Source organism: Kitasatospora sp. MMS16-BH015 (genome assembly GCF_002943525.1).
In the GTDB taxonomy this organism is placed as follows: domain Bacteria; phylum Actinomycetota; class Actinomycetes; order Streptomycetales; family Streptomycetaceae; genus Kitasatospora.
The window spans coordinates 8,220,802-8,238,587 of the sequence record NZ_CP025394.1; the positions used below are offsets into that span (position 1 = coordinate 8,220,802).

Sequence of the window (17,786 nt, forward strand, 5' to 3'; positions counted from 1 at the left end):
GTCGGCCTCAGCCGAGGTCGAGCGGGTCGACCAGGCCGAGGGCGACGGCCTTGACGCCCGCCTGGAAGCGGCTGTTGGCGTCCAGGGCGAGCAGGATCGCCGCCACGTGGCGGCGGCAGGTGCGGAGCGAGACCCCGGTGCGGCGGGCGATCGCCTCGTCCTTGGCGCCGGCGGCCAGGAGTTGCAGGGTCTGGAGCCGCACCGGGTCCTCGGTCAGCGCCTCACGGTCCAAGTCGGGCGCCCCGGCGGTCTCTTGGCCGGGCTCCTGGGCGGCCTCCCCGGTCGGCAGCGGGAGGGCCGCGGACCAGGCCGCCTGGAAGAGCAGGCGGGCGAGCCGGATCGCGGTGGGCTCGCGGAGCACCGCGAGGCCGGCCCCGGCCTGGGGCAGCAGGGCGATCCGGTCGTCGACCAGCAGGAGTTCCTGGGCGAGTTCGGGGCTGGTGCGCAGGTCCGCCTCCTGCGCGCCCGGGCGGGCGGCCAGCAGCCGGGCCGTGCGGGCGGCCTCCTCGGTGCCGTCCAGGACAGCGCGGATCCGTATGCCGCAGGGGAGTTCGGGCAGGTGGCGGCCCAGCTGCGAGGCGAGCGGGGAGGGCTCCGGGGAGGTGGGGCGCAGCCAGCTGACCTCGGCGCCGCCCTCGGTGGCGAGCGCGGTCAGCAAGGCGGCGACGGCCGCCGGGTCGGTGAGCAGCTCGGTGGTCGGTTCGGCTCCGGTGGTGGGCAGTTGACTCTGCATCGTCGACAGGGAGTCCAGCCGGCTCCCCGCGAGGTCGAGCACCGACCGCCAGTAGCTGCTCTCGTCGGCGAGCACGGTGTGGAGGCCGGATCCGGTGGCGGCGGCGGGAGTCAGGTGGTGCAACATTCAGGCTGCTCCTGGGGGAAGGGCAGTGGACGGGGGTCCGTGGTCGTCACCCCTCGGTCGATCGGGTGGCGCATCGATGAATCTATGTGCGGTGGCCTTCACGGGTCATCCGCAGAACTACCTAATGAGCATTTACGTAGTAATGATCAGTCACCTATGGTGATGCCTGATCGGGGGCGGTTCCCGGCGGCCGGTGGAGCAATGCGCCCCGGGCCGGCGCCGGTGTGCGGTGGGGCGGGGCTTGTGGACGTAGGAGAGTGCTGCCCGGAGCAGCCGACCGGCCTGATCGGCCGCGCGGCTGAACTCCGGGCGCTGAGCCGCCGGTTCGGCGGATTGGTGGACGGTGTCGGCGGCGTCATCGAGCTGGCCGGCGAACCCGGCATCGGCAAGACCAGACTGCTGCTGGAACTCTCGGCGGAGGCCCGGGCCAGGGGCGTCCAGGTGCTGGAAGGGCGCGCGACCGAGGCCGAGAGCGGGCTGCGGTTCGGCGCGTACCAGGACGCGCTGGGCGACCGGTTCCGGGCCGAGGCCGCCGGGCGGCTGCTGCCGCCCGACCTGGCCGGCCCGCTGGAGCCGCTGTTCGGGGACGGAGCGGCCGCGGAGGAGGCCGGGGCCGGTACCGAGGGGGTCAGGCTCCATCAGCGGGTGCGCTCGCTGCTGGCCCGGTGGGCGGAGCGGGGCCCGGTGCTGCTGCTGCTCGATGACCTCCAGTGGGCCGATCCGGCCTCGGTCGAGCTCACCGACCACCTGATCCGCCACCGCGTCCCCGGGCCGCTGCTGCTCGTCCTCGCCCACCGCCCTCGCCAGACCGCCCTGCGGCTGCTCGACGCCCTGGCCCGGGCCGGGCAGAGCGGCCCGGCCGAACGGGTGGAGGTCGCGCCGCTCTCCGCACCCGAATCGGTCGCCCTGGCCGGATCAGCCGCGCTCGCCCGGTCGGTGGACCCGGCCGGCGCCCAGCCCGAGGAAGGGGAGCGGGAACGCTGGGAGGAGATCCACCAGGAGAGCGGCGGCAACCCGCTGCTGGTGCTCGCCCTGGTCGATCTGGCCGAGCCGGGCGGGTCGACCGGCGAGCGCGGGCGGTCCACCGGGCGGGCCGCGGCCGTGCTGCTCGGCGAGCTCGCGCTGATGGACGAGGACGACCGGTTGCTGGCCGCCGCGGCCGCCGTGCTGGGTGAGCGGTTCGGGGTCGAGGCGCTGGCCGAGGTGGCCGGCTTCGACGCCGTGCGGGCCCACCGGGCCGCCACCGCGCTGATCCGGCGCGACATCCTGCGGCCGGTGCCGGGGACGGCGCTGCTGACCTTCCGTCATGCCGTGCTGCACCGGCTGGTGCACCAGCACGCCGACCCGCTCTGGCTGGTGGCCGCGCACCGCCGGGCGCTGGCCCGGCTGACCCGGGCGGGTGCCCCCGCCGTGGAGCGGGCCCGGCACGCCGAGCACTGCCTGGGCGAGGCCGACCCGACGGCCGTCCGGGTGCTGGAGGAGGCCGCGGAGGCCGCCCGGCGCACCGACCCGAGCGCGGCGGCCCGCTGGCTCGGCACCGTGCTCGCCGCCCTCCCGGACACCCCCGCCGAACGCGACCACCGGCTCGACCTGGAGATCGCCCTCACCCGCGCCCTGGCCAGCTCCGGACGCCTGGCCGAGAGCCGCGACCTGCTGCACGAGGTGCTGGCCCGGATGCCCGCCGACCCGCCGGCGCGGCGGATCGCGGCCGCCGCCTTCTGTGCCCGGACGGAGCGGATGCTCGGCCACTACTCCGAGGCCGAGGCGCTGCTGCGCACCGAACTCCCGGCGGTGGAGGGCCTGGTGTCGCCCGAGGCGGTGGCGCTGATGACCGAGTACGGCATGGTCGCGCTGCTGGGCAGCGGCTTCGCGGCCGGCGACCGGATCGTCGAGCAGGCCGTGCTGGCGGCCCGGAGCCTCGGCGATCCGGTGGCCGAGGCGGCCGCGCTGGCCGTGCGCGGGCTCGGCGGCGCGTACCTCGGCAAGGTCCAGCGGGCCCGGCGGGAGCTGGCCGCCTGCGCCGCGCTGGCGGACCGGCTGCCCGACACCGCGCTGGCCGAGGAGCCCGAGATGCTGGCCCAGCTGGGCTGGGGCGAGCTCTTCGTCGAGCAGCACAACGACGCGGCCCGCCACCACGACCGCGGCCTGCGGCTGGCCCGCCGGTACGGGCAGCACCACGTGCTGCCGCACCTGCTGCTGGGCATCGGCTTCCGGCAGCTGTGGACCAACGAGCCCGGGCAGGCCGGGGTCACCGCCCTGGAGGCAGAGGAGGTGGCCCGCTCGTCGGGGAACGGCGAGCTGACGGCCATGGCCATGGCGCTCCGGGCGGGTGCGATCGCCTGGACCGGCGAGCCGGGGGCCGCGCTGGCCCTCGCCGAACAGGCCGCCCGCTCGGCTCCGGCCGGCGGCTGGTGGGGCCGGAGCGCCGCCTCCGGCCACGCCCAGGCCCTGCTGGCCACCGGCCACTTCGACCGCTGCACCCGGGTGCTGATCACGGCCGGCGGTGGCCCGGAGCTGCCGCTGGCCCAGGTGACCGGGCGGCCGCTCTGGTACTCGCTGCTGACCGCCGCCGCGAGCGCGGCTGGTGACCTGTCGGCGGCCCGGCAGTGGGCCCAGCAGGCCGGGCAGGCCGCCGACCGGCTGGGGCTGAGCGGTCAGCAGGGCTTCGCCCGCCGGGCGGCCGGCCTGGTGGCCGCGGCGGACGGACAACTCGCCGAGAGCGTGGAGCTGTTGACGGCGGCGGCCGAGTCCTTCCACAGCGCCGGCCAGACCGTGCAGCGCGCGCTCACCCTGGCGCTGGGCGCGCCGGTGCAGGCCGCCGCCGGTGACCGGCAGCGGGCCGAGGCCTGGCTGGCCGAGGCCGAGCAGCTGGCCGCCGAGACCGGTGCCACCCGGGTGGCCACCCAGGCCGCCGCCGCCCGGCGCTGCCTGGCCGAGCGGCCGGGCGCGGCCGACCAGGCCGCCACCGAGGGGCCGTCCGCGCTGGAGCTGCTCACCCGGCGGGAGCGGGAGATCGCCGGCCTCGCCGCCGAGGGCGCCCGCACCCGGGAGATCGCCGACCGGCTCTTCCTCAGCCCGCGCACCGTGGACGCCCATCTCGCCAAGGTCTACCGCAAGTTGGGAGTCACCTCCCGGACGGCGCTCGGTGCGCTGCTCGCGGCCGAGGGCGGCCTGCCTCCGGCCGCACCGGGGGAGGGAACCGGGCGGGGGTGAGGCCGCCCTCGGCCCCCTCGCTCCGCCCGGCCCGGGGGCTCACGGGCGCAGGTCGAGCATCGGCTCGGCGTACCGGGTGCGGCCGCAGACGGTCAGGAAGACCGGGGACTCCTCCTCGGGCAGGGCCAGCAGATCGGCCAGCTGGTGCTCGTCGAAGGACCGGGCCGGGCGGGCGAACAGCCCGTGCGCCGCCGCGCCCAGGGTCAGCCCGTGCGAGACCCAGCCGCACCAGACCTGGAGCAACCCCCAGGCCGCCGGACCGAGTTCGGCCACCAGAGCTGGGAGGTCGACCGAGAAGACCCAGAGCGCCGAGGCGTGCCGCACCCCGCAGTCGTTGGTCGGACTGAGCGGGTAGCCGAAGATCTCCTCGAACCGGCGCGGCAGCTCCGGATCCTCCTCGGCCAGCCGCAGCGCGCCGTCCTCGACCGCGTACCGCCCGGTGGGCAGCCCGGCCAGCCGCTGCGTCACGGCCGTGAGGCGGACCCGGGCACCCACCTCGCGCAGCGCGGCGGTGGGGGCGGGCCCGGCCGCCCAGCCGAGCAGATCGCGCAGGCAGTCCTCGCCGAGCGTGACCGGCCGCGCGGAGAACCCGCTGAGCGGGCTCGGCACCCGGCCGGCCGACCGGTTCCACCAGACCCGGGCCCAGTCCTCGGCGGCCGATCCGCCGGGCGTGCGCGGGAGTCGGGCGGGACCGGAGAACTCCGGGAGGGCCTGCCCGGAGCCGGCGGGGGTGGTGGGGGCGGCCAGGCGGATGGCCGTCACGGCGGCGGTCTCCAGCAGGCTGGGGTGGGTGCTCTCGACCCGGAGCAGGCCGTCCAGCTCCGCGTCCAGCGCCCCGCCGCCGGCCGGTTCGAGCCGGACGGCGGGCGGCAGCGGGCCCACCCCGTGCAGGGTGACCACCACCGGCGCCGACCAGCTGCCCGGGCCGGTGGCGGCCACCAGCCGGGCCGCGTCCGCCACCTCGGGCCCGGAGACCCGCACGGAGGTGCGCAGGTCGAAGAGTTCGGCCGTGGCGAGCAGACTGCGGAGGTTGATCCCGACCTCCAGATCCGCGAGCGCGCAGCGCAGCACGCCGTACGGGGTCGGCAGGTCGGTGTGGCGGCCGGCGAGCACGACCACGAGGTCCTCCGCCTCGGCCGGGCGCAGGGTGGCCGGGTCGGCCCCGGCGGGGTCGAGGTCCACCAGGGCGTGCCGGTACGTGTCGAGGTAGCCCGCCGGGCCGGTCGGGGGCACCGCGAACACGTGCACCGGGAACTTGCTGCGGACGGAGGCCGTCACGCGGTGGTCGTTGGCGGGGTTCGACGGCTCCCGGCGCAGCGGTCCGAAGGTGGCGGCCAGCACCGCGCCCAGCCGCTGCGGCCCGGGCAGTCGGTCGGCCGCGACCCGGCCGGCCGGGTACGGGGTGGCCGCGAGCAGCTCGTGCGCCCCGGCCGGCAGTGGCCGGCCGAAGTCGCCCCGGGCCAGGGGCGGCGGCAGGCAGGCAGTGGTGGCGATCCGCTCGTCCACGTTGATCGGAGCGTGCAGCAGGCCGCGGAGCGGCCCCTGGCGCAGCGCGAAGCGGAGCAGGTCGGCCGGCGGCAGGGCGGTGGCTGGCTGGGCGGTGGCCGGTACGGCGGCGGGCGGCAGCGCGGCGGGGTCGACGGTCGGGGCGGTCATGGTGCTTCCGGGGTGAGGGTGGGGCCGGCGGGTGGGGCGGGTGCGGTGGCTGGGGTGACTGGGGTGGCTGGGGTGGTCACAGGGCCTCCGGGTAGGGGGCGGTGGGGCGGGCGGTCGGCGGGGTGGCCAGCCGGATCAGGCCGCAGGGGAAGGGGAGCGGGCCGAGCACCGGGTCCTCGGTGAGCAGGTGGGCGTGGACGGACCGTCCGCGCAGCACCTCCGGCGCGTGCAAGGCGGCGGCCAGGGCGGCGAGTTCGGCCGGGCGGGCCCACTCGAGGGCCCGGGTGCCGACCGCCGCGGTGGCGAGGGCCGTGCCCTCCTGCTGGCGGCCGGCCAGCGCCCGGGCCAGGGCGGCCTGCCCGGCGGCCTGGACGGAGGGCCCCCACTGGGTGGCGAGGCGCTCGCCGGTGGCGGTGTCGGTGACGGTCGCCAGGGTCCAGGAGGTGCCCGGGAGGGTGTGGCTGTGCAGCCGGGCGGGGTGGCCGAAGTACTGGGTGAGCGCCCGGCGGAGCGACCGGGCCCGGGGCGTGGCCGGCTCCGACGGGGGCAGCTCGGACCACTCCGGCGCGGCGAGGTCGGTGGGCAACTCCTCGGCGAGGATGCGGAGCAGGCCGTCCAGCAGCCAGCGGGGGCGGGTGGTGCCGGCTGCGGCGGTGCCGGGGTGCGGGGCGTCCGGCTCCGCAGCGGCGGCGGCCGTCGCCCGGAGCAGGCGCAGCAGCGCGTCGCGCCGGGCGTCCGCCGGGTCGGTGCCCCAACCGGTGAGTACCGGGCGGCCGGGCAGCGCCACGGCCTCCAAGGCGGCCAGCCGGAACGGGAGTTGGCTCAGTGCCGACTCGTCGAGCCAGCGGGCCAGGCCGTACCACTCCTCGGTCAGCCGCTCCTCGGGGGCCGCTGCCGTGCCTTCGGCGGTGGTGGGGGAGGAAGGGGCCGGGCTGGTGACCGGTGGGGTGGGGGTGTCGGTCGGTCGGGCCGGGCCTGCGGCCGGCTTGGCGGTGCCCTCGGTGGGTCGGGCCGGGCCTGCGGCCGGCTCGGTCGGCCGTTCGGGCGGCTGGGCCGTGTGGCCGGTCGGGGTGGCGGGCCGAGCCGTCGGGTCGATGGGGAGCCAGGTGGGGCCGGGGGCCTGGGTGGGGGCCGGTCGGGTGGTGGTGCGCAGGGTGCGGCCGTGGATGACGGTGAGTCGGCTGGTGTCGAGGCCGGTGGTCGCGAGGAGGTCGAGCAGGGTGCGGGCCGCGAGGGAGCCGGCCAGGGTGGCGGCGTGGAGGGAGGGGGCGTGGCCGGCCGGGTGGACGCCGGCCCAGGCGGCGACCCGGTCGGCGGTGGCGGGGAAGGCGAGGGCCGAGGGGAGGCCGCGCAGGACGGGGCCGACCAGGTGGTGGCCGTCGCCGGCCGCGACCGGCAGGTACGGGAGCTCGGGCGGGAGCAGGGCCGCGAGCTTGGCGAGCTCCTCGGGGGTGTCGGCGGCGATCACCGCTGCGGTGGTGCGGGGTCCCAAGGTGTCGGTGACCGCGGCGAGGCCGAGGCTCCGCAGGCCGCGTACCGCGCTGACGGCGGCCGGCCCCTCGCCCAGCACGGCCACCCGGGCGGCGCGCAGGGCGGCGAAGGCCGCGTACGGCTCGGCGCAGTGCTCCTCCAGATGGGCGAGCGCGTCCGCGTACCGCTCGGCGGTGGCCCGGTCGGGGACGAGGCCACCCGCGCGGTCGAGGTCGAAGAGCAGGCCCTGGGAGAGCAGGGTGGCCAGGGCCTGGCGGAGGGTGGCCAGCTCGGTCGGGTCGTCGATCGGGCCGAGCAGGGAGGCCACCTCGGCGCCGTCGGTGAGGTCGCCGAGGCGGTCGTCCAGCAGGCGTTGGACGGCCGGCGGGACGGGCAGCACGAAGGACCGGCCGGCCCGGCTGCAGTAGAGGCCGCGGGCGGAGGGCACGAAGTGCGCGCCGGGCCGCAGCTTCACCCTCACAGCCGGCCGCCGTTGCGGAACTGCTCGCCGGGGGCCCGGTCGTACTCCAGGAGCCAGTCCAGCGCGTGTTCGCCGTCCCGGACGGCGGCCGGAGTCTCCGCCAGGTGGCTGCCGGCGGGCAGGGAGCGGAGCGTCTCGGCCGAGAGGGCACTGGCCAGGTCGAGGTAGCGGGTGCGGTCGGGGGCGGCAGCCGTACCGAGCACGGCGTCCAGCTCGGCCTCGGGCCGGGCGGGCTCGACCAGCAGGAGTTCCTCGGGCACGCCATGGGCGGCCCGCCAGTCGGCGAGCGCGCAGAGCAGCTCGGGGCCGCTGCCGCCCGGCAGGTCGGCGCCCGGGTACCAGCGGCGGCCCTGGAGCACCACCCGGCCGGCCGTCAGTCGGGGCAGGGCGAGGGTGCCGGAATCCGACCAGGTGCCCGCCCGGTCGGCGGCGGCCTCGGCCAGCGGGTCGTGGCGGAGGCGGCTGGTGCCGTGCAGCCAGAGCGCGATCCGCTGCACCGGTGCGAGCTGCTCCGGCCTGGTGGTGGAGGGGAGTTGGGGCCGGGCCGGAGCGCCGGACGGGTCGAGGAGGCCGAGCGTGTCGGTGGCCGGGTCGTGGGCCAGCGTGAGGCCGAGCCAGCCGACCGGGTCGAGCGCCTTGCGGTGGGCGGCCACCGGACGCGGGGTGAAGCTGCCGTCGCCCGGGTAGTGGCCGAGGACGGTGAGGCGATCGCCCAGCGGCCGGACCAGCACCGTGTACGAGGCGGCCGTGCGGCGGAACCGATCCGGCAACTGCGCTGCCAGGGAGGCCAGTTCGGCCGGGTCGAGCGCCACCTCGGCGGACCCGGCGGTGATCAGCTCGCCGAGGCGGGCCCGGGCGGCGGCGCGCAGGCGCAGCAGTTCGCCGAGCGAGCCGTCGGCCGGGCCGAAGTCCGCGCTGGTGGCGGGGGTGAGGAGCTGGATGCGGCGGGCCACCACGGTGACCAGGTCGGCGGCGCAGTCGGCGAGTCGGACCCGGGCGCCGGCGCCGAAGCGCTCGGTGAAGGCGGTGACCAGCAGGGCCCGGGCGTCGTGCAGGCGGTCCGCGAGGGCGGTGTACTCCAGCACCTGGGCGAGGTCGTCCAGGGCCGGGCGGTGCGGCCCGGCCGCGACGGCGACCTGGGGCAGCACGTGCTCCTCGGTGAGGCGCAGGCTCACGGGGTGGGAGAGGAGGGCGTTGAGGGCCCGCTGGTCCTCGGCGAGCCCGGCGAGGGTCTCGGCCTGCAGCTCGCCGCCGGTGGTGGCGGTGTCGAGCCGGTGCTGGATGGTGGTGAGGAGAGCAGCTGCCTCGGGGTGGGAGGTGGCGAGGTGCGCAGCGGTGGTGGCGGCGGGCTGATCGGTGTCGAGGTCGAAGTCTGCGGCACTGACCAGGAGTTGGAGGCGGAGCGCCTCGGTGATCAGCTCGGTGGCGGCGGCTGGGGGGAGGTCGAGCGCGGCGGAGAGCTCGCGGACCAGCACCTCGCTCGGGAGCGGGCCGGGCTCGACCAGGCCGAGCAGGGCGCGGACCTTGCGGGTGAGCGCGGTGCCGACCAGGCGCAGTTGCTCGCCGTCGCGGCGGTAGAACCGGGCCTGGGAGTGCAGCATCCGCAGCGTCCAGTTGGCCCGGAGGAGGGCCGGGAGCCCGTCGGTCTCGGGGGCGCCGGGGGCGTCGGCGAGGAGCGCGTCCACGGCCATGGCCAGCATCGGGCGGTCGGGGGAGAAGCTGGTTCGGCCGGCCTCGGGGTCGAGCCCGGGGCGGTCGAGCGGCACACCGTCCTCGGCCCACCGGGCGGGGGCGACGGCGGTGTGGGCGGTGGGCGGGCCGAGGCGGAGCATGGCGCGGGTGAGGTGCTCCAGCGCGGCTGCTTCGAGCGTGGCGAGGTCGGTGGCGGATGGGCCGCCTCCCTCGCCGACCTCGGCGAGGGAGGCGGAGTCGGCGGGCGGCTCGGTGGCGGCGAGGTAGCGGCTCACCGGGTCGGTGGCCCCTGCGGTGGCGGGCGAACGGAAGGCGTCGCCGCGCAGGGCGGCGCGGAGGGCCGCGCGCTCCTGCCGGAGGGCCTCGCGGTGGGCGCCGGCCACCTCGCGCTCGGCGGCGGCCCGGTCGGGGGCGGTGGCCAGCGCGGCCAGGGCGGCGCGCAGCGCGACGGGCGCGAGGCGGCGGCCGGGCACGCGGCCGAGCAGGGCGACCGGCGGTCGGGCCGAGCCTCGAGCGTCCGGGCCCGGGCCGGCCGCCTCGGCCGAGGCAGGGGAGGTGGTCACGGCGGTGGTCGCGGCGGTGGTCACGCTGCGCCCCCGGCCGTCTCGCTCGAACCCGCCGGCTCGGCCGGGGCGGTGAAGGCGGGGCGGACCTGCTCGGTGAAGAGCTCCATCGAGCGGAGGGCGTCGGTGCCGCCGAAGCCGCCGAAGTCGACCTGCCAGAGGATGCCGTCGGCGCCGACGCGCTCCTGGAAGCGGCCGATCAGGTCGGTGACGTGTTCGGGGGAGCCGACGAAGGCGGTGCCGGTGGCGCGCAGGTCCTTGGCGGTCATGGTGCGCACGACGCTGCCGAGGCCGGTGTACTGGGCGTAGTCGGTGGAGACGGTCTCGTCCCAGGTGTCCAGGGCGGAGCCCCAGACGCGGAGGTACTCGTCGAGGTGCGGGTCGGCCAGCTCGCGGGCCTTCTGGTCGGTCTCGGCGACCAGCAGCGGCATGCTCGCCATGATCCGGGGCGTGCCGTCGGGGTGGTGGGCGGCGAAGGACTCGCGGTAGCGCGCGGTGAGCGAGGTGTCGAACTCGCGGCCGGTCGGGGTGATCAGCAGGTTGTGGCCGAAGCGGCCGATCCGGTCGAAGCTGTCGGGCGTCTGCACGGCGGCGATCCAGAACGCCGGGCGCGGCGACTGGGTGGGCCGGGGCAGCACGGTGGCGTTGCGGAAGGAGAAGTAGGGGGTCTCCTCGGTGACCGCCTCCTCGGTGAGGAGGCGGTGCACGGCCTCGATGGTGGCCTCGAAGCGCTGACGGCTGCCGTCCATCGGCACCTGGAAGGTCTGGAACTCGTGCGGCAGGTAGGCCCGGGCGAAGCCGACCTCCAGCCGGCCGCCGCTGATCGCGTCGACCATCGCGATGTAGGAGGCCAGCTTCACCGGGTGGTGGAAGACCGGGAGGGTGCAGCCGGTGATCAGGCGGATCGAGCGGGTCTGCGCGGCCACGGCGGCCAGGAAGGTGAGCGGGCTCGGGCAGTAGCCGCCGTAAGGGTGCAGGTAGTGCTCGGTCATCTTGACGTAGTCGAGCCCGGCCTCGTCGGCCTGCCGACAGAGGTCGAAGACCTCCCGGTAGTAGTCGACCGGCGACTTGGTCTCCGGGGAGGAGTCGGGCAGGAATGAGACGCCGAAGCGCATGGGTGGCTCCTTACGGGGTGGGAGTCGGAGCCGTGGACGGCCCGAGCAGGACGGCGGTGTACGCCTCGGGGCGCAGGTGGGCGGCGGCGGCCGCGCGGACCTCCTCGTCGGGGACGGCGCGCAGCGCGGCGGTCAGGCGCTCCGGCCAGTCGGCCGGCAGCCCGGCCAGGACGGGGCCGTACAGGGAGTCGGCCAGGCCCTTCTGGGTGGAGAGGACGAGCGACTGGAGGCCGAGGGCGTAGCCGCGGGCCGAGGCGATCTCCTCGGTGGTGGGCGGTTGCGGGCCGGCCAGGGCGGCGAGTTCGGCGAGGGTGCCGGCCAGGGCGGCCTCGCTGTGCTGCTGGGCGCTGGCGAACTGGACGGTGCCCAGCGCCGAGCCGGTGCGCTGCTCGATCGCGGACTGCCCGGTGTAGATCCACCCCTCGCGCTCGCGCAGCCGCTGCACCAGCCGGGAGGAGAAGTAGCCGCCGAAGACCTGGTCGGCCAGGGCGAGCGCCGGGTACCCCGGGTCGGTCAGCGGCAGCGAGGGCGCGGCCAGCCGGGCCTCGCACTGCCGGGCGCCCGGGGAGGGGACATGCAGGGCCGGCTGCCCCCGGTGGGCCGGGGCCGGCAGCGGGGCCATCGCCACGGCCGCCCGGTCCGATCTCCAGTCGCCCAGCGCGCCGGCCAACTCCTCGACCAGCCGGTGGGGTTGGAGGTCGCCCACCAGCACGAGGGCCGAGCCGCGGGGCACCAGAGCAGTGCGGTGCAGCTCGGCGACGGCGGCCGGGTCGGCGGCCGAGACCTCCGCCGCGCCGGGGGTCTCCCGGGTGGCCGGGTGGTCGCCGAAGCAGTGCCGGAGCAGGGCGGCCCGGGCGGCGCGGGCCGGCATCGACTCGGTGAGGCGGATCCGGTGCAGCAGGCGCTCGCGCTCGGCCTCCAGCACGGCCGTCGGGTAGGCGGCGGCGGTCAGGCAGTCGGCCAGCACGGCCAGTAGCCGGGGGAGGCCCGGGGCGAGCACCTGGCCGGTGATCTTCAGGTGCTCGGGCCCGACCACGGCCTTCAAGGTGCCGCCCACGGCGGCGAGTTCCTCGTCGATCGCGTCCCGGGAGCGGGAGTCGGTGCCCTTGAGCAGGGTGCAGGCGAGCAGCTCGGCCAGGGCCGCGTGGCCGGGCTCGGTGCCGCCGAAGGGCACGCCCAGCCGGAGCTGGACGACCGGGGCGGTGGCCCGGCGGGCCGCCACCACGCGCAGCCCGCCGGGCAGCAGCGCGTCCACGGCCTCCAGCGGCGCGGCGGGCCGGGCGGCGGCGAGCGGGGGCGGTGCGATCAGGGCGTCGCCGGGGTTCATCGCTCGGCCCTCCGCTCGGGGGTCACAGTGTCGACGGGGGCGGCCTTACGCTCCGGGGTCAGGTGGAGCACCGCGGGGTGGGAGCGGGCCAGCTCGCCGGCGGCGCGGCGGACGTCCTCGGGGCCGACGGCGGCGAAGCGGTACGGGCCGTCGAGGACGAGTTCGCCGTCCCCGTGCAGGAGTTCGTAGCCGGCCAGTCGGCGGGCGCGGACGCCCACCGGGTCGATGTCGGTGTACCAGGCGGTCTGGAGGCGGCTGACCACGCGCTGGAGCTCGGCCTCCGCCGGGCCCTCGGCGGCGAGGGTGGCGAGCTCCTCCTCGACGGCCGCCGCGGTGCTGCGCACCGGGATGCCCGGCGGGCAGACGGCCGTGATCAGGAAGGCGTCGGGGTCGCGGGAGTCGAACGGGCCGGAGAGGCCGGCCATCGCCATCACCTGGGAGGCCAGACGGCGTTCGCGCACCAGCGAGCGGTGCAGCCGGCCGGCCTCGCCGTCGCCGAGGACGGCGGCGGCGACCACGGTGGGCAGGTGGTCGGGGGAGTCCGGCGGGGGCATCCGCCGGCCCACGGCCAGGGCGGGCAGCGGGGCGAGCCGGTCGGTGCGCTCGACCGTGCGCGGCGTGGCCAGCGGCGGTTCGGCGATCCGGGCGGCGGGGGCGGTGCGGCGGGTGGGGATTGAGCCGAAGTGCCGCTCGGCCAGGTCGATCACCTGCTCCGGCTCGACCCCGCCGCAGACCGCCAGCACGGCGTTGCCCGGTGCGTAGTGGCGCTCGAAGAAGGACTCGCACTCCTCCACCGTGGCCGCCGCCAGCGAGGCGTGGTCGCCGTAGCCGTCGTGGGTGTTGGCGAAGGAGGAGAAGAGCACCTGGGGCAGCTGGAAGGTCGGGAATCCGCCGTAGGGGCGGTTGCTGACGGTCCGTCGGATCTCCTCGGCGACCACCGAGGCCTGGGTGGCGATGGCCTCCGGGGTGATCCGGGGCGCCCGCATCCGGTCGGCCTCCAGGAAGAGGCCGAGCTCCAGGGCCTCGGCGGGCATCGCCTGGAAGTAGCTGGTGTGGTCGCGGTGGGTGGTGCCGTTGAACACGCCGCCGTTGGCCTGGATCAGCCGGGCGTGCTCCTGGGCCTCGAGGTTGGCGCTGCCCTGGAACATCAGGTGCTCGAAGAGGTGGGCGAAGCCGGAGCGGGATTCGGACCGGTAGCCGACCCCGTACGCGACGGCCAGCCCGACGGCCGGGCTGTCGGCGTCCGGCAGCACCACCAGCCGCAGCCCGTTGGCCAGCCGGTGCCGGCGCAGCACGCCGGGCCGGGCGATCGTGGCGGTGCCCGTCATGAGCCGCTGCGGATCGCGCGGGAGGCGAACCAGGTGGTGAAGGCCGCCAGGCCGATCGCCACGCCGATCCCGACCAGGGCCTGGCTCTGGCCGAACTGTCCGGCGAACAGCGCGCGTTCGGCGGTCACGATGTACGAGAGCGGGTTGGCCTTGGCGAGGCCGGCCAGCCAGCCGGGAGCCAGGGCCAGCGGCAGCAGCACGCCGGAGAGCAGCAGGGTGGGCAGCATCAGGGCGTTGATCAGCTGCCCGTACGCCTCCTCGTTCTTCACCAGCAGGGCCAGCCCGTAGGCCAGCCCGGCCATCGCCAGCCCGACCACGGTGACCAGGGCGAAGGCGGTCAGCACCCCGCCGACCGGAGCGCGCAGCCCGGCCACCAGCGCGCCGAGGGTGAGCAGCACGGCCTGGGCGGTGAGCACCACCGCGTCGCGGAGCATCCGCCCCAGCAGCAGGCCGAGTTCGCTGGCCGCGGAGATCCGCATCCGGTCCAGCACGCCGGCCCGGATCTCGGAGATGATGCCGAAGCCGACGAACACGGCCGAGAACACGCCCTGTTGGACGAGCAGGCCGGGCACGAAGACCCGCCAGGTGTTGCCGCCCTCGAAGCCGGGGGCCTGGGCGATCCGGCTCAGCAGCGGTCCGAACAGCGCCAGGTAGAGCAGGGGTTGGGCCAGGCCGAAGATCACCCAGGAGGGGTTGCGGAGGGTGTAGCGCATCGAGCGCTGGAAGATGATCCAGCTGGTCGTGGCGGTGGTCACTTGGTCACCTCGGTGGGCAGCTTCTCGTCGAAGGAGGCGGACGCGGCGGCCTCGGTCTCGGCCTCGGGCCGGGTGGGCAGGCCCTCCTCGCGCAGCGAGCGGCCGGTGAGGCGGAGGAAGACGTCGTCCAGAGTGGGGCGCTTGACCGAGACCGACTCCAGGGCGACCCCGGCGTGGTCCAGCGCGCGCAGCAGCTCGGGCAGCCGGCGCTGGGCGTCGGCCACGTGGAACTGCACGCCCTCGGAGGTGGTGTCCAGATCGCAGCCGGGGACGACCCGGGCCACCACAGTGGCGGCGTCGCTGATCCGGCTGGTCTCCAGGGTGACCACGTCGCCGCCGATCCGGCCCTTGAGCGCCTCGGCGGTGTCGGCGGCGATCACCTTGCCGCCGTCGATCACGATGATCCGGTCGCAGAGCAGGTCGGCCTCGTCCAGGTAGTGCGTGGTGAGGAAGACGGTGGTGCCGTGCTCGGCGCGCAGGGTGCGCAGGTGGTCCCAGAGATTGGCCCGGCTCTGCGGGTCGAGGCCGGTGCTCGGCTCGTCCAGGAAGAGCACGGCGGGCCGGTGCACCAGCCCGATCGCCACGTCCACCCGGCGGCGCTGGCCGCCGGAGAGCTTGGCGACGGGGCGCTCGGCGAAGCCGCCGAGTTCGAACTGCTCGATCAACTCAGCTGCTCTGACAGCTGCCTGAGTTTTCGTCAGGCCCTGCAGGCGGGCCTGAGTGCGCAGTTCGTCGGCCACCCGGTGCTCGGAGCCGCCGGTGGACTGGCTCACGTACCCGAGCAGCCGGCGGACGGCGGCCCGCTCGCGGACCACGTCGTGCCCGGCCACCGTGGCGGTGCCGGCCGTCGGGGTCTGGAGGGTGGTGAGCATGCGCACGGTGGTGGTCTTGCCGGCGCCGTTCGGGCCGAGGAAGGCGACCATCTCGCCCTCGGCCACCTCCAGGTCCACGCCTTGGACGGCGTCCACCGTCCCGTTCCGGACGGCTTCGACCGTGCCGAACCTGGTCCGGTACGAGTAGCTGAGGCCTTTCGCGCTGATCACAGTTTCCTCCGGTCATGGATCGAACAGAGGCGCCGCGGAGGAGAGTTGACGAACTGCGGACAGAATTCTCGCCGTCATCTCGGACTCGCCGTAATGTCGGCGGCCGGGCGCTGCGTCACTCTGACCGGTGCGCCGAGGCCTCGTCCAGCCTCCGACCAGGTCGGAGGGGCCGACTGACACCAACGTGCCAGTCGAGAACGGATGGGATGGGCTGAAATGTCCGATCTCAGAGCCGAGTAAAGGCCGAGTTGGCGGGTGAGTTTTTTCGTGTCCGCGACAATAATTCCGAGCTCGGCATTTTGATGCCGCCGGATTCCCCTTGCCGGAATATCCGCACTGCCAGTTAGCTCGTCCCCAGTCGCCGGCAGCCCGCCGGTCAGACCCGAGAGGGGACTCCCATGAGCAACGCCGTGGACTTCGCCGCATTCGACGTCAACGAGCTGGCCGTCCTGGACGCCAAGGACGCCGTCGCGCTCCCGGAGATGGGTGCCTCGGTGCTCTTCATCTTCAACTACACCGAGGACGGCGAGGAGATCCTCACCGAGGACACCCTGAACGGCAGCGGCTCGGCCAGCACCTCCTCGTCCTGCTGCTGAACCTCCGTCACACCGAAACCCAAGGAGAACAAGTCATGAGCAACGCTGTGGACTTCGCCGCTTTCGACGTGAACGAGCTGGCCGTCCTGGACGCCAAGGACGCCGTCGCGCTCCCGGAGATGGGTGCCTCGGTGCTCTTCATCTTCAACTACACCGAGGACGGCGAGGAGATCCTCACCGAGGACACCCTGAACGGCAGCGGCTCGGCCAGCACCTCCTCGTCCTGCTGCTGAACCTCCGTCACACCGCACGTCTCACCGAAACCCAAGGAGAACAAGTCATGAGCAACGCTGTGGACTTCGCCGCTTTCGACGTGAACGAGCTGGCGGTCCTGGACGCCAAGGACGCCGTCGCCCTGCCGGAGATGGGTGCCTCGGTGCTCTTCATCTTCGCGTACACCGAGGACGGCGAGGAGGTCCTCACCGAGGACTCGCTCAACGCCTCCGGCTCGGCCAGCACCTCCTCCTCCTGCTGCTGACACCTCGCAGCCCGCTGCGCCTGAGGCGCAGGTGAATTCTCCCGGCTTCTCATAGCCGGGTGCCGGCAGAGCCGGTATCACCGTACTTACGGCCGTCAACGATCGGGCCGGCGGTTTCACGCCGATCGACCGATTCGTGCATCACCTGGAGTCACCATGCGAACCATTGATCCGGGCTTGGCCATACGGGTTTTCGACTATTCGGAAAATCCGCGGGAGCTGCTGCGAGAACTCAGTGAGCCCCTGCTGCACCTGAAATCCTCGCAGCAGCTTCCCGTGGTCCACGTGCGCCGTGGTTGGTTGCACGGTTCACACCTCCTGCTGGTCGCCCGCCCCTACGGCGAACGGGCCGTCGACGCGAGCGGATTCACCGCCGTCGCGGCCGAGCTGGCCGCCGCCCGCGCCGGGCGCACCCCCGACCAGGAGAGCTACCTGCGGCGGGCCGCCGAGCTCGCCCGCTGGGAGAACGTGGAGGACGAGCTGCTGCCCTGCCACCCGCAGGGCCACGTGACCGCCGAGCCGTACCGGCCCCGGCTGGACTCCCCGGCGCTCGCCCAGGCCGTCGACCAGATCATGGGCCGCTTCCTGGAGCCCGTGCTCGGCTCGCTCACCGTGCCCGAGAGCGAACTGCTGCCGCACCTGACCCACGTGATGGCGCTGCTCGCCCGCACCCACCCGCGCGGCATCAGCGCCGGCGCGCTGCCCTACCGTTCGCACTCCGAGGGCGTGGCCTCGGCCACCGGCAACCACGCCGACCTCAAGTCCGCCTTCGCCGCCCGCTACCTCAGCGACCGCGCGGTCTTCCTCGACGCCCTCCAGGCGCCCGTGCAGGACGAGACCCTGCGTGCCTGGGAACGGGCCATGCAGTACGCCTGGGGCGTGGCCGAGGCGCACACCGCCGGCCTGGCCGTCGACGAGCGCGTGCTGCAGACCACCGCCGGCAGTGCCGACTGGGAGCACCCGCTCGGCACCCCGGTGCGCAGCGACTTCATCGGCGAGGTGCTGGACGGCGGCATGCTGCGCAACCCGTCCTACCGCCACATCGCGCACCGCATCGTGCTCAACGTCCTCTACACCAGCCTCACCTGCTTCGGCATCACCCCGATGCAGCGGTACTACCTCTGCTACGGACTCGGCGAGGGCACCGACGAGCTGACCGGCGAGACGTCCATCGAGCGCGTGCGCGCCTTCAGCAGGGAGCTGGCCTGAG

General features: G+C 75.5%; 14 protein-coding genes. 5 read left to right on the forward strand and 9 right to left on the reverse strand.

All coding sequences use genetic code 11. The features are described from left to right. Positions 1 to 7 precede the first annotated feature (7 nt). Positions 8 to 859, reverse strand: a complete 852-nt coding sequence (locus CFP65_RS35370; RefSeq protein ID WP_104820002.1) for a helix-turn-helix transcriptional regulator — start codon at positions 857 to 859, stop codon at positions 8 to 10. Positions 860 to 1,102: 243 nt separating this feature from the next. Here CFP65_RS35370 and CFP65_RS35375 point away from each other — a divergent pair, with 243 nt between their 5' ends. Further along, a complete protein-coding gene (locus CFP65_RS35375; RefSeq protein WP_158702530.1) occupies positions 1,103 to 4,072 on the forward strand; it encodes an AAA family ATPase in 2,970 nt (989 codons plus the stop codon). A 39-nt stretch (positions 4,073 to 4,111) separates the two neighbouring features. On the opposite strand, the gene CFP65_RS35380 is transcribed toward CFP65_RS35375, so the two are convergent. The 8 genes from CFP65_RS35380 to CFP65_RS35415 all read right to left on the reverse strand — a co-directional run bounded on the left by CFP65_RS35380 (position 4,112) and on the right by CFP65_RS35415 (position 15,502). Then, a complete protein-coding gene (locus CFP65_RS35380; protein WP_104820004.1) occupies positions 4,112 to 5,728 on the reverse strand; it encodes a hypothetical protein in 1,617 nt (538 codons plus the stop codon). 76 nt (positions 5,729 to 5,804) lie between these two features. Beyond that, positions 5,805 to 7,673, reverse strand: a complete 1,869-nt coding sequence (locus tag CFP65_RS42275) for a hypothetical protein (RefSeq protein ID WP_104820005.1) — start codon at positions 7,671 to 7,673, stop codon at positions 5,805 to 5,807. Between the two features lie 2 nt (positions 7,674 to 7,675). Next, entirely contained in the window at positions 7,676 to 9,958 is a 2,283-nt protein-coding gene (locus tag CFP65_RS35390) for a hypothetical protein (RefSeq protein WP_104820006.1), read from the reverse strand. Beyond that, positions 9,955 to 11,049, reverse strand: coding sequence for an LLM class flavin-dependent oxidoreductase (locus tag CFP65_RS35395; RefSeq protein ID WP_104820007.1), 1,095 nt, complete (start codon positions 11,047 to 11,049; stop codon positions 9,955 to 9,957). Before CFP65_RS35395 ends, CFP65_RS35390 begins: the two co-directional genes overlap by 4 nt. 10 nt (positions 11,050 to 11,059) lie before the next feature. Beyond that, complete coding sequence (locus tag CFP65_RS35400; RefSeq protein ID WP_104820008.1) at positions 11,060 to 12,376, reverse strand: pitrilysin family protein; 1,317 nt, start codon at positions 12,374 to 12,376, stop codon at positions 11,060 to 11,062. Next, entirely contained in the window at positions 12,373 to 13,704 is a 1,332-nt protein-coding gene (locus CFP65_RS35405; RefSeq protein ID WP_104820009.1) for a pitrilysin family protein, read from the reverse strand. Before CFP65_RS35405 ends, CFP65_RS35400 begins: the two co-directional genes overlap by 4 nt. Then, the gene (locus CFP65_RS35410; protein ID WP_104820010.1) at positions 13,701 to 14,459 is read right to left on the reverse strand and encodes an ABC transporter permease; all 759 of its coding nucleotides are present in this window, start codon (positions 14,457 to 14,459) and stop codon (positions 13,701 to 13,703) included. Before CFP65_RS35410 ends, CFP65_RS35405 begins: the two co-directional genes overlap by 4 nt. Next, on the reverse strand, positions 14,456 to 15,502 hold the full coding sequence (locus CFP65_RS35415; protein WP_104820011.1) for an ATP-binding cassette domain-containing protein: 1,047 nt from the start codon (positions 15,500 to 15,502) through the stop codon (positions 14,456 to 14,458). The genes CFP65_RS35410 and CFP65_RS35415 overlap by 4 nt, the downstream gene beginning before the upstream one ends. Positions 15,503 to 15,900: 398 nt before the next feature. Between CFP65_RS35415 and CFP65_RS35420 the strand changes: the two genes are divergently transcribed. The 4 genes from CFP65_RS35420 (at position 15,901) to CFP65_RS35435 (ending at position 17,785) form a co-directional block, all read left to right on the forward strand. Continuing rightward, on the forward strand, positions 15,901 to 16,098 hold the full coding sequence (locus CFP65_RS35420) for a thiopeptide-type bacteriocin (protein WP_104820012.1): 198 nt from the start codon (positions 15,901 to 15,903) through the stop codon (positions 16,096 to 16,098). A gap of 35 nt (positions 16,099 to 16,133) precedes the next feature. Then, positions 16,134 to 16,331, forward strand: a complete 198-nt coding sequence (locus CFP65_RS35425; RefSeq protein ID WP_104820012.1) for a thiopeptide-type bacteriocin — start codon at positions 16,134 to 16,136, stop codon at positions 16,329 to 16,331. 47 nt (positions 16,332 to 16,378) lie between these two features. Then, positions 16,379 to 16,576 (forward strand): thiopeptide-type bacteriocin, encoded by a 198-nt coding sequence (locus tag CFP65_RS35430; protein ID WP_104820013.1) that lies wholly within the window; start codon positions 16,379 to 16,381, stop codon positions 16,574 to 16,576. A gap of 300 nt (positions 16,577 to 16,876) precedes the next feature. Next, positions 16,877 to 17,785 (forward strand): hypothetical protein, encoded by a 909-nt coding sequence (locus CFP65_RS35435; RefSeq protein ID WP_158702531.1) that lies wholly within the window; start codon positions 16,877 to 16,879, stop codon positions 17,783 to 17,785. Position 17,786 lies beyond the last annotated feature (1 nt).

Coding starts and splice junctions, on each gene's coding strand:
- CFP65_RS35370 (WP_104820002.1), bottom strand. CDS start 859: ATGTTGCACCACCTGACTCCCGCCGCCGCCACCGGATCCGGCCTCCAC.
- CFP65_RS35380 (WP_104820004.1), bottom strand. CDS start 5,728: ATGACCGCCCCGACCGTCGACCCCGCCGCGCTGCCGCCCGCCGCCGTA.
- CFP65_RS35395 (WP_104820007.1), bottom strand. CDS start 11,049: ATGCGCTTCGGCGTCTCATTCCTGCCCGACTCCTCCCCGGAGACCAAG.
- CFP65_RS35400 (WP_104820008.1), bottom strand. CDS start 12,376: ATGAACCCCGGCGACGCCCTGATCGCACCGCCCCCGCTCGCCGCCGCC.
- CFP65_RS35405 (WP_104820009.1), bottom strand. CDS start 13,704: ATGACGGGCACCGCCACGATCGCCCGGCCCGGCGTGCTGCGCCGGCAC.
- CFP65_RS35420 (WP_104820012.1), top strand. CDS start 15,901: ATGAGCAACGCCGTGGACTTCGCCGCATTCGACGTCAACGAGCTGGCC.
- CFP65_RS35425 (WP_104820012.1), top strand. CDS start 16,134: ATGAGCAACGCTGTGGACTTCGCCGCTTTCGACGTGAACGAGCTGGCC.
- CFP65_RS35430 (WP_104820013.1), top strand. CDS start 16,379: ATGAGCAACGCTGTGGACTTCGCCGCTTTCGACGTGAACGAGCTGGCG.